The organism is Candidatus Enterococcus moelleringii (assembly GCF_017377575.1).
Lineage (GTDB): Bacteria > Bacillota > Bacilli > Lactobacillales > Enterococcaceae > Enterococcus_A > Enterococcus_A moelleringii.
In genome coordinates this window covers 119,225-135,500 of the sequence record NZ_JAFREM010000031.1, presented here as the reverse complement: position 1 = coordinate 135,500, position 16,276 = coordinate 119,225, and the positions used below count along the sequence as shown (strand labels likewise).

Genomic DNA, 16,276 nt, shown 5'->3' with positions numbered 1-16,276 from the left:
AGTTCTTTCAAGACTTCATTCTTAAAAAGGGCCATTATTCAGAGTTACAGCACCATTTGCAAGTGATAAGCTATTCATAAAACAATTTATATTTTGTTCGGAATTGAGATTTTATCTTGTGGAGACTGACAAATGATTTGATGATCAGTTGGTCCGAGGTGAGTGCAATATCTGCATAAATAGGTTGCTCATCTTGAGTGCTAAAATAATTGTTCTTATCAATAAGAAGTGGTAGACTTACCAAAGTCACTTATAGGTAAGGGATGTGCTTGTGGCGAAAGCTCTTTATCAGTGATAAATTTCTTATTTAGCACAACAATGTGGTACGGATACGTAAAAGTCTTTTCTAATCTTTTTTGATTCAAAAGCTGTCCATGGATGATATCTGTTGCTAGCTACGAGTATGGTCCAAATAAAAAAAGACGCATTAATTTCCTTTCGTTAGCTCACCTTATTATAATATTATTGTTAGTATGGCCGGCTCTTTCTAATCAATCATCTACAATTTCTATTTAGATAGTCGTCCGAAAAGCGCTTAAGAACCATTGTTATCTTATATTTTTGTGATTTTTGACAAAAAAAACACTAGGGTTTATCAATCAAAAAAAATCGACGAGAAAAAAATAATGATTGAGGCAGCTATACAAGTAAAGAATGACTCTTTTTTGAGAAGTTTAGCGGTCAAGAAAACCTAAAAAAACGCTTGTTTTTTTCTCGGCTGTATCTGTATTTTTTGTATTCTTGATAAAATTTACTTAATACAGTATGGTATTTTAGTTTTCAAAAAAAATTAGTCTTTTCTTATTAAATGTGTTTTTTATACAGAGTTTTTTGCGTGAAGATATTCAGGTATCTACAAGTGAACCGCGATTTAAAAGGATATGTTGACAATGATTACTGATTAGAATAAGTGCAATATGTAATTTAGAAAAATAATTTTTTTTATTTTTAAACAGAGTTGTGAACAAATTTCTTGGTAAATTAGTACAGTTTTTGATTTTGTTGCATACGGCGCTTGTGTTAAGCTGATTTTGCCGCTCGTTTTTTTAGGGTACAGCATAGCCGAGTTTCTAGTTTTACAAATCCAAAAATTAAATAACAGTATTATTTATAAACATAGTTGGTGGAGCCACTTTTTTTTGTTACGTTTTTTCTGTATAATAGGATCAGATAGAAGAAAGACAAAACCTTCTGTTACAAAATCATTTTAGTCAAGAAAAGGAGTGATACATGTATGTTGACACTATACACTTCCCCTAGTTGCACATCATGTCGGAAAGCACGTGCTTGGCTGCAGGAACATGAGATTCCATTTGTGGAAAGAAACATTTTCTCTGAACCTTTAACCATTGAAGAATTGAAGGATATTTTGCAAATGACTGAAGATGGGACGGAAGAAATTATTTCCACTCGTTCTAAGGTTTTTCAAAAGTTGAACATGGACTTAGACGAACTATCTCTGAAAGAATTATTAAGCTTAGTAAAAGAAAATCCTGGTCTTTTGAGACGGCCAATTATGATTGACGACAAAAGATTGCAAGTAGGATTTAATGAAGATGAAATTCGCCGCTTTTTGCCGCGTGATGTTCGTCAATACGAATTGCGACAAGCACAACTTATGGCCGGACTATAGAAACTACCTCGCTGATGCGAGGTTTTTTTGTTGAAAATAGTTTGAGAACGCAGTATCTCTGATAAATAGTCAAACGCTGGATTACCTAACTGCGAAGCTGGGAGTAAGTGAATGATGAGATTTATCAGTGAAAGGGATAAGAAATTTTAGGTATAATCTAAAGTTAACACAGCAGATCGAAGTTTTCTTTTTAAAGACTTGATAAATTCCGATTGCTTTCTTTACTTTTGCCGCCAATCGGTTACAATGAACATATAACCTACCTATTGAAATGGGGTGTGCTTAGATGGAAATGGAACACATCAATGAAAACACCATTCGAGTAATGATTGGCAGTGATGATCTAGCGGAACGAGGAATAACTTTCCTAGATCTTTTAGGGAATCATCGCGAAATTGAATCCTTCTTTTACAGTATTTTAGAAGAAGTTGACATTGAAGATGAGTTTAAGAGTAGTGAAGCAGTTACTTTTCAAGTCTTGCCTAAAAATGATGGCTTAGAATTATTCATTAGCAAGAATCTTACTCAAGACGATTTGAATAAATTCTCTGATCCGAACGATTTTGAAACGAACGATCTTGACCAGTTGATTCGACAGCAAATTCTTGCTTCCCAAGGAGCAATTGAAAACGCAGAGATTGGTCGATTGCGTGTATTTAAGCTTAATGACTTTGAAGATATGATTGAGCTGGCTAGTTACTCTTTTTTAGACGAAGCTTGGTGCGATCTTTATCAATACGAAAAAGACTATTACCTCCAGCTTTATTTCGATCCAGAAATTTTTGGCGAAACTTCAATTTCAGATGTTGTTGCTGAGGTATTAGAATATGCTGAAGATACACAAGTAACACCGGAATTTTTAGAAGAATATGGAAATTTATTGATGCAAAAAGATGCTATGGCGATCACTCGCAGCTATTTTGTTTAAGAAGCCTGAGTAAGGCTTCTTTTTTTTGCGTATATTTTGTATGGGGTGGTAATTTATGCTATTTGCATACAATCATAATAAACAGTTGGTGTCAGTAAAGCATTATTCGCCTGAAGAAACGTATTATTGTCCAGATTGCGGTGACAAGTTGATTTTTAAACAAGGAGTGATAAAAATTCCTCATTTTGCTCACCGCAAAAAAATAAACTGTGAAGGATTAAGTGAGGGGGAAACACAAGAGCATTTGCAATTGAAACAACTGTTTTGGACTAGCGGACATTCCAGTGGAGAAAGTTGGCAACTGGAGAAGCCGTTACCGGAGCTAAAGCAACGACCAGATCTTTTGTATAAGCGAACTGCAGCAGAAATACAATGTTCTACTTTAAAAATTCCTAGGCTGATTCAGCGCTTCGAGGGTTATCGTACAGGCGGCTATCAAGATTGGTGGTTGTTAGGACCTAACTTATGGCCTAAGAAAAATTGGAGTGTTCTGCAAAAACACTTTTGTGCTTACAATGAAAATAACGGAATTCATCTCTGGCTAATTGACACTAATGGGATTCGACTGCTTAGCCACATTCACAGAATTAATCAGCATTATTTTTACGCGGAGCGGCGGATTCCATTTCAGTCCATGCCTTTGTTAGATGTTTATCAAATGGATAGTCAGCGCAAGCTGGTATTTCATCCTACTTATCAAGAAGTTCAAACGAGAAAACAGTATTTGGCGGCAAAACTAATCGCTTTTGATGACACAGTAAAGCCATTGCAGCAATTTTTATACTTGGAAAGGCAACATTTGCTGCATTTGCCAGATTGGATGTATTGGCCAAGTCAATATTCTTTTATCTATAATGATGCTTGTATTATTTTTCGCTATCTTTATTCTCAAAGTCCTGAAAAGCCAGCATCTGTCATTCACCGTTTTGAGCAGTTTTGCCTTTCGAATAAGATCGACTGGTATTTTCCTAGAATTGAGAAAGAAGAAATATGGAATGGTCTATTGGCAGAAACACGCCGTTTTATTTTGCAGCACTGAATAAAATTCTTCAAATACAACCAGTTATTTTTTTCAACAAAATATGTTAAGATAAGGCAAAAAGATCGGAGTGATGGTATGACTGAAACAAAGCAATTACCAAAACGCGAAGAGGTCCCAGTGGAGTTAACGTGGGACTTAACAAAAATATTTGCAGACGAAGCAGAATTTGAAGAAAAATTCCAAGCTTTATCCGCCGAGCTGCAAGAGGCTGACAAAGTTAAAGGAACGTTGGAGAAAAGCGCTCAAGCGTTTTTGAACGGAATTGAGTACGTATTGGACATTTATCGCAAAGCAGAGGTCATTTATGTCTATGCACATTTGAAAAATGATCAAGATACCTCTAATACGCAGTATCAGGGCTTGTATGCCCGTGCTTCCAGCTTAATTGCGCAAACAAGTGAGGCCGTCAGCTGGTTTGAACCTGAAGTTTTATCCTTATCTGATGAAACGGTGTGGAGCTTCTTTGATGCAGAACCTGATTTGGAGCTGTATCGCCATTTTATTGAGCAGATTTTATCCCAAAGAGCCCACATTTTGCCAGCAGAACAGGAGGCTCTGTTAGCTGGTGCAGGTGAAATCTTTGGCAGCTCAGCTGATATTTTTTCAGTCATGAATAATGCGGATTTGAAATTCCCAGTTGTCCAAAACGAAAATGGGGAAAACGTCCAATTAACCCATGGTGTCTATGGCCAGTTAATGGAAAGTACCGACCGAAATGTCAGACAAGAGGCCTTCAAAGCCTTGTATACTGTTTATCAGCAATTTAAAAACACATTAGCAACTACATTAAGTACGCATGTGAAAGGTCACAACTATAAAGCGAAGGTTCGCGGCTACTCTTCAGCCCGTGCTGCATCGTTAGCGAATAATCATATTCCTGAAAATGTTTATGACACGCTAGTTTTAGTAGTTAATCAATATTTGCCTCTGCTTCATCGGTACGTAGAATTGCGTAAAGAACTATTAGGGCTAGAAGAGCTGCACATGTACGATATGTATACTCCGTTATTAGCAGACGCACCGATCAAATTTACTTATGAAGAGGCTAAGGAAAAAGCGATACACGCTTTGAAGCCGTTAGGTGAAGAGTATCTAAGTGTAGTGGAAAAAGCTTTTGACGATCGTTGGATAGATGTTGTTGAAAATCAAGGCAAGCGTAGTGGTGCCTATTCTTCGGGTGCTTACGATACTCAGCCGTATATTTTATTGAACTGGCACGATCGTTTAGACGAATTATACACTTTGGTTCATGAGATGGGTCACAGTGTTCACAGTCATTTCACAAGAAATAATCAACCATATGTTTATGGAGATTATTCAATCTTTTTAGCCGAAATAGCTTCGACTACTAACGAAAATATCTTGACTAGTCATTTGTTGGAAACTGAAAAAGATCCGAAGATTCGGGCTTATATCATCAATCACTATTTAGATGGATTTAAAGGCACGATTTTCAGACAGACACAATTTGCTGAATTTGAACATTTTATCCATACCGAAGATGCCAAAGGAGTTCCATTGACTAGCGAGCATTTAAGCAAATTCTATGGTGAATTAAATGCGAAGTACTATGGACCGATGGTTGCTAATGATGAAGAGATTCAATACGAGTGGTCGCGTATACCTCATTTTTATTACAACTATTATGTTTACCAATACGCTACTGGCTTCTCAGCAGCGAATGCATTGGCCGCTAAGATTGTTAACCAAGAACCAGATGCTTTAGAAAATTATTTAACCTATTTGAAATCCGGCAGCAGTGATTATCCAATTGAAGTAATGAAAAAGGCTGGCGTGGATATGACTAAAGCCAACTATATTGAAGATGCAATGGGTGTCTTTGCCTTACGTCTTGATGAGTTGGAAGAATTGGTTAGACAATTGAAAAATAATAAATAGAACGTGGTTTATTTTGTAAAAGATATTCAATGAAAATAACCCAAAAAGTTGAGAGAAACTACAGAAATGGAGTTTCTCTTTTCTTTTGCATTGTGAGAAAATGACAATACGAGGGGGAGAATACTATGGAAAATAAGCCAAACAGTGATGATAAAGTAAACTTGGGCCTGAAGTTGACCATTGCCTTTATGTTTATTTTGGGTTTTTTAATTTTTATGTATCCCTTTGTAGTAGATGCAGTAAATAATTACGTAGACCAACAGCGTTTAGATAAAGTGGAAGCTGAAATGGCTCATCGGAGCTAAGAGGAGCAAGAAGCACGAATTGCTGAGCTTAGAAAGAAAAATGAAGAAAATAAAACCCAGATTCCGGGTGCAGGTTCATTCGAAGATCCCTTTGAGCCGGCTTTGGAAGGGACGAAAAGTCCGAAAAAGGAATATTATGAAGCACACACTTTAGGAGCTATTTTTATTCCGAAAATTAATGTCAGTTTGCCAGTATATGATCAAACCAATGATATCTTACTGGAAAAGGGAGCAACTATCTTGCAAGGTACGTCCTATCCGATTGGCGGCAACAGCTCTCATTCAGTCATTACTGGACATACAGGACTGCCAGATAAAAAGCTTTTTACGGATCTGGTTGAGTTGAAGATCGGCGACACCTTTTACATACATATTGAAGGCGAAAAACTTGCATACGAAGTAGAGAAACTAAAGACCGTAAAACCTGATAAAATAGAGGATCTGAAAATTGTCGAAGGGCAAGATTTGGTAACTTTACTAACCTGTACCCCTTATGGAGTTAACAGTCACCGTTTATTGGTTACGAGCCATAGAATTCCTTATCCAGAGGAGCAGGCTAAAAGCGCGATTAAGAAAGCGCAAGAGTATCATCGTTGGAGAGTCATTCTTTTGATTGTCTGCTGCCTGCTGATTTTAGCAGGGTTCTTCTATTTTGTGTGGCGTAAGACTGTTTTGTATCAATCAAAGAAACACAACTATTCTATGATTTTTTATGTTACTGATAATACTCGACCTGTTCAAGGTCTGGTCTGTGAATTGTATACACGTAGAGGAAAAGAACCTGTTTTAGCAAATGGTGAGATTTTACAAGCTATCAGCGACTGTGAAGGAAAAGTTATTTTTGATCAATTACCAGGCAATATCTATCACGTTAAAAGTAAAGCTAAGCTGCCAAAAATTAAAGGTAAAATCTGGAAATTAAAAAACAAGCAGTTCAAAATTATTGTCAGACGCTCTTACTTAACTAAGAAAAAACGACCAGAGCTTCGATACACCATCGAGCGAAAGGGGAAACGTCATGCAAAAAAATCCCTCCAAAAACGCAAAGAAGCAAGCCGCTAGCAAATTATTCATGTTGCTGATCTTTTTAGTTGGGCTGTTAGTAATGACGTATCCTTTTTATAGTAACGCGTTAAATGACTTTGTTGACCAACGCCGATTGGAGCAAGTACAGGAAGAGAATCGCACACAAAGCAAAGTTTTAGCAGAAAAATCCAAGGAAGAGATGAAAAAAAGAAATGAAGAATTGGCTGTCAATGGACTCGTACCTTCAGCTGATCCTTTTGATGACAATGCAGAAAGCCGGATAGCTAGCGATGAATATGCCAGCGAACATTTAATTGGAGCAGTAAGTATCCCAGCTATTCGTATTACAATTCCTTTGTTTGATTTAACCAATGATCAACTGTTGCAAATTGGAGCAACCGTCTTACAAGGAACTTCCTATCCCACGGGCGGTTCCAACACTCACTCGGTTATTTCTGCCCATAGCGGATTGCCAGAAAAAAAATTATTTACTGATTTAGAAGAAGTAGCTAAAGGTGAGATATTTGTTCTTACTGTCTTTAATGAAAAATTAGCATATGAAGTGGAAGATATTCAGGTTGTGAAGCCAAATGACACTAGTTCCTTGAAAGTAGAAGCAGATCGGGATGTGGTTACGCTTTTGACCTGTACGCCTTATATGATCAATAGCCACCGTTTATTAGTAAAAGGTCATCGAGTACCTTATACAGGAAAGATCGCAAAACAAGTTGAAAAAGCAGATAATCTACGACAAAGACAAAACATCTGTCTAATTGCTATTATTATCATAGCAATCGTATTGCTTTTGTCAGGTATGTATAAAGTAATTTATGGGTATTCGCTGAAAAAAAGGTACATGGATATTACATTGCAGTGCACGACGCTAGAAGGGCTGCCGATGGCTGGTCTTGTTTTTGAGTTATACAATTCCTCGGGTAAGAAGGCAATTATTCGTAACCATTTGCCTGTTACAAGCAAAACAGATGAGTTTGGACGAGCGACTTTCAAAAATTTGCCTGGTGCTATTTATTCAGTGAAAGAGTCAGGTAGCAAAGCCCGACTGAAAGTAGGAATCAAAAAGCGGAAGCAAAAGAACCCGTTAGCTTATCCAACGAAGAAACAACAAGTCTTCGTGAGTAACCAAGAAAAAAATATTCAAATAAAAAAATAGACGTTTAAGGATCATTTTAATCCTCGAACGTCTATTTTAAATTAGCGATAAATGATCAGCAGGAAACTCCTGATTTAAATGGTCGTGTTTTTCCTGATTATCAAAGAAGCGTAAGACAGATTCTCTTGACTTACAAGAATTTATTACATGTTTTATTGCATTGCAACCTTCAATTCGAATACCCGTTCCTTCATCATTCACACAGTTATAAATCACAGCGGAAGGGTGACGAGTTATCTGCATATCCCTGGCAATCTGCTGGTCTGCTATAAAAAGTTCTTTAACTAAGTCTGATGCACGATCTTCGATAAACATCTCCATATCGCCGCCGACTTCTAAAAATAATCGATGGACCAATTCTTTCGAATACGGAGTTCTTTTTTCAGTCATCTCTTCTTGTAGTTTCATTAGAAAGCTGCGTCCGCGCTTTTTACCTTGCAATTGCGCAGCCTTAACATCTAAAGAAGCAGAATAGATAATATCTGAAAGCTTATTACGTTTGTGTATATCTTTTTTCGACAAACCTTCACGAGTTAAAAGATCTGAAACAGTATGTAAGTTCATTAACGGAATAAGCCGTAATTGAATTTTTAGATCATTCTTTTTCATCAATTCAGTTACTTGTTTTTCAATAGTCAAGCAGCGACCACCGATAGGATTGATAAACAAATAGATCTCAATCAAGAGACTTCCTCCTCACATTCATTTCCTCATAGTGACCGCTCGAACAATTTTGTTCTTGGCTGGACGATAAGGAATATTAAATTGGTTCAACAAAGCAAAAAAATCCGATTCATTTTTCCCACTATCTTGTACTTCTAATTCTAACTCAAAATCGTGCTGATCCTGATACCAGTTTTCATCTAAGGCCAGCTTTCCTTCGGTAATGACCAGTTCTGCGCGTCTTGTTACCAAGCGACCTATCAATTGCAATTCCTCAGTCTCAATAGTTTCACTTTTTAAAACATCAGATATATGCTGGGCACTTTGGGGAAACTGCTTAGTTTTGACTGCTTCATCTGCTTCTGCTTGTGTGATTTTGTCAGTGACTTCTAGTAATCCGATTTTTTGAGGGATTTTTAAAGTTGCTTCAGCCTCAGTATCAAAAACACGGACGCGTAATCCCATATTTTTCTCTTTCAATTGATAAACTGATGTGTCAAAATAAAGATTGGTTTGAGTAACAAAATGGGAGGAATTCAACTGATAATAAGCAATCAGTTGAAGATATTCTGACTGTGTAAGCATCGTTTTGTACTCTATTTCGATTGAATCATTCATCATCATTGTACACCCTATTCTAAAATTTGACTAATACAAAGGTATATTGACACATATTACATGGTGTAGTCAAATATTTACGAGAAGTTTAGCTATTAACAAGGTAAATTATAGGAATTACTAAATTTACCGCTGACCCGGTCATTTTTGCTAACGGGTGGTTTGTGATAAGATAGGGGAGAATGGAAAGAAAAGCGAGGGCATTCTGATGGAAAGAAATTGGGAAATTTTTCTTGCACCTTATGAATTAGCTGTGGCTGAATTAAAAATTAAGCTCAGAGGGTTAAGAACACAATATCGTGAACAAGGCGAGCATGTACCAATCGAGTTTGTTACTGGCAGAGTGAAGCCGGTGGACAGCATTTTAAACAAGGCAAAATTGCGGGGCATATCTTTGGATCGCTTGGAAGATGACATGTCAGACATTGCTGGTATGCGTATTATGTGCCAGTTTGTTGAAGACATTCATCATATGGTCCAGGTCATACGCAATCGAAAAGATATGAAGGTTTTACAGGAACGGGATTATATTACAAATCGAAAAGCCAGCGGCTACCGTTCGTATCATCTAGTTATTGAATATCCGGTTCAAATGCTGGATGGTGAAAAAATGATCTTGGCCGAAATCCAAATCCGTACGTTGGCTATGAATTTCTGGGCAACGATTGAGCATTCAATGAATTATAAATATGAAGGACAAATTCCTGAAGATATTAGTGAACGTCTTTTCCGGGCGGCAGAAGCTGCTTATCAATTAGATGAAGAAATGTCCAGCATACGTGATGAAATTCAAGAGGCTCAGCATCTATTCTCGTATCGTAAAAAGAAAAAGGAAGTGAACGAAGATGACCTTAAGAATAGCGATCATCCACAATAATGAAGAGAAGTCGTTAAAAGTCTATAGTCGTTTGCTTTTGTTATTAGAAGAAAATGCTGATTTGGCAGTTGTTGAACGTGATCCCGAGTTAGTGATTACTATTGGTGGGGATGGGACACTGTTATCCGCTTTTCATCGCTACAATCATAAGTTAGATGAAGTTCGTTTTTTAGGAGTCCATACAGGGCATTTAGGTTTTTATACCGATTGGCGAGATTACGAGCTGGAAGAGATGGTCAGCAGTTTATGCAGTGATCGGGATAAGAGTGTCAGCTATCCATTATTGGATGTCGTTGTGAAATTTGAAGATGGACGACAAAAGCATTTTCTAGCTATGAATGAATCCAGTGTTCGCAAGGGTAGCAGTACGATGGTGGCCGATGTGTATATCAAGGATGAGTTATTTGAACGTTTTAGAGGAGATGGGCTATCCATTTCGACACCAACAGGTTCAACCGCCTACAACAAAAGTGTGGGTGGCGCGGTTGTTCATCCTAGCATCAATGCTTTGCAATTAGCAGAGATCGCTTCATTAAATAATCGAGTCTTCAGAACATTAGGCTCTCCCAGCATTATCGGACCACAGGAGTGGATTGAAATATTCTTAAACACTGAAGGCAAACACATGGTGACGATTGATCAACTAGATGTTAGTGGTGGCGGCATCAAATCAATTCAGTACAAAATTGCGAAAGAACGGATCCATTTTGCTTCTTATAAACATATGCATTTTTGGCATCGAGTTAAAGATGCCTTTATTCGAGAGGATTAGTTTTTGTGAAATTTGAATGGACCTATAATCAAGCAGAGCCATTATTACTGCGAACTTTTTTGAAAAAACAAGGGATTTCTAAGAAATTGCTGGCAAAAATAAAGTTTCAAGGTGGAAAAATTTATGTGAATAATCATGAACAAAACGTCTTGTTTTCTTTGAAGTCCCATGATAGTGTAACTGTTGTGATTCCTGATGAAAAAGCGCACGAGACGCTATTAGCTGATGATGTGCCAATCGCAATTGTGTATGAGGACGATCACTTGCTGGTGGTAAATAAACCAGCGGGAATTGCTTCAATTCCGGCACAATATCATCCGCGTGGAACAATGGCAAATCGAGTGAAAGCTTATTACGTTCGACAAGGCTATGCTAATCAAGTAGTGCATGTGGTTACCCGCCTTGATAAGGACACTTCTGGCTTGATGTTATTTGCCAAGCATGGATTTGCTCACGCTAAATTGGATCAAGAATTGCGTAATAAGACTCTGGTGAAGAAGTATCAAGCATTAGTTTCTGGAGAATTTCAGCAACTGCAAGAACATGGTGAGATTAACTTGCCAATTACCAGAGATTTAACTTCTTTAATCAAAAGAAAAACCGATCAATCAGGCCAGACTGCTTTAACAGAATATTGGCTTGATGTAAAAGGTCAGCAGGCCGCCTTGGTTGATATTCAATTACATACGGGGAGAACACACCAAATTAGAGTGCACTTTAGTGCGATAGGTTGCCCGTTGTTGGGTGATAATCTATATGGCGGAAGAATGGACCTTGGGATAACTCGTCAGGCCCTGCATTGTTGTGCCTTAACATTTAGGCACCCTTTTAATGGCGAGAAATTGGCATTTACTTTGCCGCTTGCTGCAGATATGGAGATTGTCGCAAAAGAACTGTGAGGTGAGAGAGATGGATGAAAACCAGGAAGAATTGGAAGCCCATTTTTTGCAATTAAGGGAAGAACTGCACAAAAATGATCTTCAAGATTTTCGTGAACATTTTTTGGAAATGCATATTTATGATCAAGGTCAATTCTACCAATCTCTCGATAGTGAAGAGCGTCAATTAGTTTATTCATATTTATCACCAAAAGAACTGGCAGACATGTTTGACGTAATCGAGGAAGACGATGAACACGTAGAAGAGTACTTAGCTGAAATGCGTCCGCGCTATGCAGCAGACATGCTTTCTGAGATGTACACTGATAATGCGGTAGATATTTTAAATGAGTTAGATAAAAAGCAAATAGCCAAGTATCTAAGTTTAATGGATACTGAGCATGCTAATGAAATTCGTGAGCTGCTGCACTATGAGGATGACACCGCTGGATCTATCATGACAACGGAATTCGTATCCATTGTTGCGAATCAAACGGTCCGTTCAGCTATGTACGTTTTGAAAAAAGAAGCACAAATAGCCGAAACCATTTACTATACGTATGTTGTGAACACTGATAATCAATTGGTGGGAGTTATTTCCTTGCGTGATTTGATCATTAATGACGATGATACGATGGTTTCTGATGCAATGAGCGAGCGGGTTATCTCTGTCAACGTAGGAGACGACCAAGAAGACGTAGCTCAGATGTTCCGGGATTATGATTTCCTAGCACTGCCTGTAACCGATTATGAAGATCGCTTATTAGGGATTGTGACTGTCGATGATATCATTGACGTCATCGATGACGAAGCGGCCAGCGATTACTCTGGTTTGGCGGGGGTAAACGTTGAAGAAGTCGACGAAAATCCGATAAAAGCTGCTTCAAGACGACTGCCTTGGCTAATTACTTTATTGTTTCTAGGAATGACGACAGCCAGCTTAATCAATCATTATGAAGCGTTAGTTAGTGAAGCGAGTATTTTAGCGGTCTTCATTTCTTTAATTACTGGGACGGCTGGAAATGCTGGTACTCAATCATTAGCCGTAGCGGTTCGCCGGATTGCGATTTCAGATGACAAAGAAAATGGCTTTAGTAAACTAATCGTTGGTGAAATCCTAACGGGATTAGTAACGGGATTAGTAACCGGGGTGGCTATATTTGCGATTGTCGGCATTTGGAAGCATAATTTTGTATTAGGTTTCGTAATAGGAACGGCGATGCTGGCCGCAATAACGGTAGCTAATTTAGCCGGCAGTTTGATACCAATGGTTATGGAGAAATTAGGGTTTGACCCTGCGGTAGCTAGTGGGCCTTTTATTACTACCTTGAGCGACTTAACCAGTGTATTGATCTATTTTAATATTGCAAGTCTATTTATGGAACATTTTATCGGTAGTTAAAAACGTGCTGATTTTAAGAAAAACAAGCGATATAAGCTGAAAGTAGTGGGGAAGATGAAAAAAGCCTATGCTATTATTATCCGTAATGGTCTAATATTATTTGTCAGGCGACCGGGAGTACCGATTTGGGAGCTGCCTGGAGGTCTGCTGTATCCAAAAGAAAATGAGCGTACTGGGATGCAGCGCCTAATTGATGAAGAATTAGGTTTGGAAAATGAGGTTCAAGAGCTGGTGGGCATATACACTAAAGAACTGACTGAGGATATCATCTATGTGTATAAAGCCAAGGAAACTGAAACCCAAAAGAATATTAATTCACCAACGTATTCAGCGGTTAATTTTTTTGATATTCACAACCTGCCTTTGAATATTCATCCGGATCAAAAGCAGCAAATTAAAGACTACCTGTCAGGCAACTTTCCAATGCGAACACGTTTAAAAACCTGGAAATGGATGTTTCGGATAAAAAACTATATACAAACAAAAAGAAGCAGTGAGAGTTAATTCACTGCTTCTTTGTTTGGATGAATATCTTTTAGTCCAAAGGAACAATTTTAGTTCCATGGGCTTCTTTAACACCTAGTGTTTGGACAATTTTATCTAAGTTTTCATAAGTGATTCCACCGCCAGGGAAAATAGTAATCCGGCCATCCGCGTAATCAATCAGTTCCTTAAGATGAGCCAAGCTTTCTTCAATTGGTTGTGATAAAGGCCCGCCGTGGCTGAGTATGCGGTCAATTCCTAATTTAACAAACCAGTCGATGGTCTCAAACTGCTTTTCTTTAGGAATTGCATCAAAAGCCATATGAAAAGTTGTTTGCAGGCCAATGCTGTTGCCTAACAAAATCTCCAAAGCTTCTTCATCAACTTCATTGTCTTCTGTTAAGCAACCAAATACAACACCGTCAGTCCCAGCATTTTTGGCATGGATCAAATCTGTCTCCATTATTTTTAGTTCCAAATCGTTGTAAATGAAGTCTCCGCCTCTAGGACGAATCATTGTCATTACTGGAACGTGTTTTTCGTTAGCATAGGCCAAGGTTTCTTCTATGACACCTAAGCTAGGGGTAGTTCCTCCCACTGCAAGGTTATCACATAATTCGATTCTTCCAGCGTCAGCTTTAATCGCTGCGGGAATATCGGTGAAGTTTTCGGCACAAAATTCTTTAATCACGGTTACTCCTCCTATTTAAATTTAATACTATTAACACTATGAATACCATCCTGTTATCCTATTTTGTTCTTGTGTTAGTACCTGTTTTATAGCATATTTTTAACTTTTATTGAACTGTCAAAAATTGGACGGGTATCCTGTGCCCCTAGTGTAGCATAAGTCGTAGAAGGATTGGAGCAACTATGCTATCATATGCTAAAGGAAGTGACTCAATTGCTTAAGAAAATTGATCGTGGTGCAGTTTTTTTGGAAAAAAACTATCAGCTGTTTCGCTGTCCCAAGTGCCATGAGAGTTTTTTGAAAAATAATTATCAACTGATCTGTAAGAATAACCACCAGTATGATCTTTCTAAAAAGGGAACAATCTATTTTTTGGAACATCAAGTAAAGACTGGTTACGATAAAAACATGTTTTTACCTCGAGGACGTATGATTCGTTCGGGGATGTACCAACCGGTGATTGAACAGTTGGCTGAATGGATCGACCCGGGGAAATTATTAGATGTAGGCTGCGGTGAAGGCAGCTTTTTGGCTGAGTTGAATCAATTGAAGCCTAATGAGGCTACCATTGGATTTGATTTAGCGAAAGAAGGAATTTATTTAGCCACCGATCAGCCAATAGATAGTTTTTGGTGTGTCGCTGATTTAACCAATCTGCCCTTTGCTGATCAAGCGTTTGATACCATTTTAAATATTTTTTCTCCTTCCCACTATAAGGAATTTCACCGTACGTTACGCGAAGATGGGAAAGTAATAAAGGTCGTCCCGCAAGAAAACTATTTGCGAGAATTAAGAGAAGCTTACTATCCAGAGGGCAAGCCATATTCCAACGAAGCCGTGATTGAACGTTTTAACATGGAGATGTCAGTTGAAGAGCAAACGCGTTTAACCTATCAATTTGAAATTCCGGAAGAAAATCAGCTGGATTTGCTAGAGATGTCGCCTTTGGAGTGGCATGTGGATCCTGTGATAAAACAAGGTTTAAGGGCGAAACCATTGGAAAAAATCACGATTGATGTGGAAATATTAAAGGGATATTAGAGAAATCGGTTTCATCGGGAAAATTGTGAATTAATCATTGCATTTCTAACCTCATGGTGATATAGTAGCAACAAGTTGTTTTTCATTGGTTTTTATCAGGTTCCTGTTCTGATAAAAGTTTGTGAAAAGTGCTTCACTAACGTAGCGACTCGCCGTGCTAGACACCGAGTTGGTACGTTTTTTTTGTGCTGAATTCACTTTTATAGAAAGAGACTCAAAGTTCAGCAGCTAAATTAGCGGTATGCTGAATCGAAATTTCAGCAAATTTACAGTTGAAAGCAACCCATTAAGGGAGCAGAAAATAAATTCTCAAACCACTATAAGGAGCAGCAAAATGACCAACCATATTGTATTATTTGAACCTCAAATTCCAGCTAACACCGGAAATATTGCACGCACGTGTGCCGCAACGAACTCACCGCTACATTTGATCGAACCCTTAGGTTTTTCGACCGATGATAAGCATCTGAAGCGGGCCGGTTTAGATTACTGGAACGATGTAGACATTACTTACCACAAGGATCTTCCTGCTTTCATGGAGTATTTAGCAGAACGTCCGCTTTATCTGATTACTAAATTTGCTAATCGGACTTATTCGGAAGCAGACTATACACCTTCTGAGGACCGCTTTTTTATGTTTGGAAAAGAAACAACTGGATTACCAGAAGGATTTATGCGAGACAATGAAGATAAATGCTTGCGTTTGCCAATGAATGATACACATGTTCGCTCGTTGAATTTATCTAACACAGTAGCGATCGTTGTGTACGAAGCATTGCGTCAACAGAATTTTCCAGATTTAGAACTTAGTCATCATTACGAAAACGACAAATTAGATTAGGAGGGA

16 protein-coding genes and 1 pseudogene are annotated in these 16,276 nt (G+C 38.1%); 14 read left to right on the top strand and 3 right to left on the bottom strand.

What is annotated here, in order from left to right; genetic code table 11:
* Nucleotides 1–1,234 precede the first annotated feature (1,234 nt).
* The 7 genes and pseudogenes from spxA to JZO70_RS19335 all read left to right on the top strand — a co-directional run bounded on the left by spxA (nt 1,235) and on the right by JZO70_RS19335 (nt 8,004).
* Nucleotides 1,235–1,633, top strand: a complete 399-nt coding sequence (gene spxA, locus JZO70_RS19360; protein WP_207675332.1) for a transcriptional regulator SpxA — start codon at nt 1,235–1,237, stop codon at nt 1,631–1,633.
* Between the two features lie 286 nt (nt 1,634–1,919).
* Nucleotides 1,920–2,561 (top strand): adaptor protein MecA, encoded by a 642-nt coding sequence (locus JZO70_RS19355; protein ID WP_207675331.1) that lies wholly within the window; start codon nt 1,920–1,922, stop codon nt 2,559–2,561.
* Nucleotides 2,562–2,616: 55 nt separating this feature from the next.
* Complete coding sequence (locus tag JZO70_RS19350) at nt 2,617–3,600, top strand: competence protein CoiA (RefSeq protein ID WP_207675330.1); 984 nt, start codon at nt 2,617–2,619, stop codon at nt 3,598–3,600.
* A 78-nt stretch (nt 3,601–3,678) separates the two neighbouring features.
* Nucleotides 3,679–5,502: an oligoendopeptidase F gene (gene pepF / locus JZO70_RS19345; protein ID WP_207675329.1), complete on the top strand. Its 1,824-nt coding sequence runs from the start codon at nt 3,679–3,681 to the stop codon at nt 5,500–5,502.
* A gap of 125 nt (nt 5,503–5,627) precedes the next feature.
* Nucleotides 5,628–5,807 carry a hypothetical protein gene (locus JZO70_RS22485; RefSeq protein ID WP_242704028.1) on the top strand — a complete coding sequence of 60 codons (180 nt, stop codon included), beginning with the start codon at nt 5,628–5,630 and terminating at the stop codon, nt 5,805–5,807.
* A gap of 15 nt (nt 5,808–5,822) precedes the next feature.
* Nucleotides 5,823–6,869, top strand: a pseudogene (locus JZO70_RS19340) (class C sortase); the annotation flags it as partial.
* Nucleotides 6,826–8,004: a class C sortase gene (locus tag JZO70_RS19335; RefSeq protein WP_207675328.1), complete on the top strand. Its 1,179-nt coding sequence runs from the start codon at nt 6,826–6,828 to the stop codon at nt 8,002–8,004. The pseudogene JZO70_RS19340 and the gene JZO70_RS19335, both read left to right, overlap by 44 nt.
* A 36-nt stretch (nt 8,005–8,040) precedes the next feature.
* On the opposite strand, the gene JZO70_RS19330 is transcribed toward JZO70_RS19335, so the two are convergent.
* Nucleotides 8,041–8,688 (bottom strand): DsbA family protein, encoded by a 648-nt coding sequence (locus tag JZO70_RS19330; protein WP_207675327.1) that lies wholly within the window; start codon nt 8,686–8,688, stop codon nt 8,041–8,043.
* Nucleotides 8,689–8,706: 18 nt separating this feature from the next.
* Nucleotides 8,707–9,288, bottom strand: coding sequence for a CYTH domain-containing protein (locus JZO70_RS19325; protein WP_347565204.1), 582 nt, complete (start codon nt 9,286–9,288; stop codon nt 8,707–8,709).
* 205 nt (nt 9,289–9,493) lie between these two features.
* Here JZO70_RS19325 and yjbM point away from each other — a divergent pair, with 205 nt between their 5' ends.
* The 5 genes from yjbM to JZO70_RS19300 are packed head-to-tail and all read left to right on the top strand — an operon-like array spanning nt 9,494 to nt 13,718.
* Nucleotides 9,494–10,162 (top strand): GTP diphosphokinase, encoded by a 669-nt coding sequence (yjbM, locus tag JZO70_RS19320; protein WP_207675326.1) that lies wholly within the window; start codon nt 9,494–9,496, stop codon nt 10,160–10,162.
* The gene (locus JZO70_RS19315; protein ID WP_207675325.1) at nt 10,131–10,934 is read left to right on the top strand and encodes an NAD kinase; all 804 of its coding nucleotides are present in this window, start codon (nt 10,131–10,133) and stop codon (nt 10,932–10,934) included. Before yjbM ends, JZO70_RS19315 begins: the two co-directional genes overlap by 32 nt.
* Before the next feature lie 5 nt (nt 10,935–10,939).
* Nucleotides 10,940–11,833: an RluA family pseudouridine synthase gene (locus JZO70_RS19310; protein WP_207675324.1), complete on the top strand. Its 894-nt coding sequence runs from the start codon at nt 10,940–10,942 to the stop codon at nt 11,831–11,833.
* Between the two features lie 10 nt (nt 11,834–11,843).
* Nucleotides 11,844–13,214, top strand: coding sequence for a magnesium transporter (gene mgtE, locus JZO70_RS19305; RefSeq protein WP_207675323.1), 1,371 nt, complete (start codon nt 11,844–11,846; stop codon nt 13,212–13,214).
* 54 nt (nt 13,215–13,268) lie between these two features.
* Nucleotides 13,269–13,718: an NUDIX hydrolase gene (locus JZO70_RS19300; RefSeq protein WP_207675322.1), complete on the top strand. Its 450-nt coding sequence runs from the start codon at nt 13,269–13,271 to the stop codon at nt 13,716–13,718.
* A gap of 31 nt (nt 13,719–13,749) precedes the next feature.
* Here JZO70_RS19300 and JZO70_RS19295 read toward each other — a convergent pair whose 3' ends face one another.
* On the bottom strand, nt 13,750–14,388 hold the full coding sequence (locus JZO70_RS19295) for a copper homeostasis protein CutC (protein ID WP_207675321.1): 639 nt from the start codon (nt 14,386–14,388) through the stop codon (nt 13,750–13,752).
* Between the two features lie 213 nt (nt 14,389–14,601).
* On the opposite strand from JZO70_RS19295, the gene JZO70_RS19290 reads away from it, so the two are divergent.
* Both JZO70_RS19290 and trmL read left to right on the top strand, forming a co-directional pair.
* On the top strand, nt 14,602–15,429 hold the full coding sequence (locus JZO70_RS19290) for a methyltransferase domain-containing protein (RefSeq protein WP_207675320.1): 828 nt from the start codon (nt 14,602–14,604) through the stop codon (nt 15,427–15,429).
* A 334-nt stretch (nt 15,430–15,763) separates the two neighbouring features.
* Nucleotides 15,764–16,270, top strand: a complete 507-nt coding sequence (trmL, locus tag JZO70_RS19285) for a tRNA (uridine(34)/cytosine(34)/5-carboxymethylaminomethyluridine(34)-2'-O)-methyltransferase TrmL (protein ID WP_207675319.1) — start codon at nt 15,764–15,766, stop codon at nt 16,268–16,270.
* Nucleotides 16,271–16,276 lie beyond the last annotated feature (6 nt).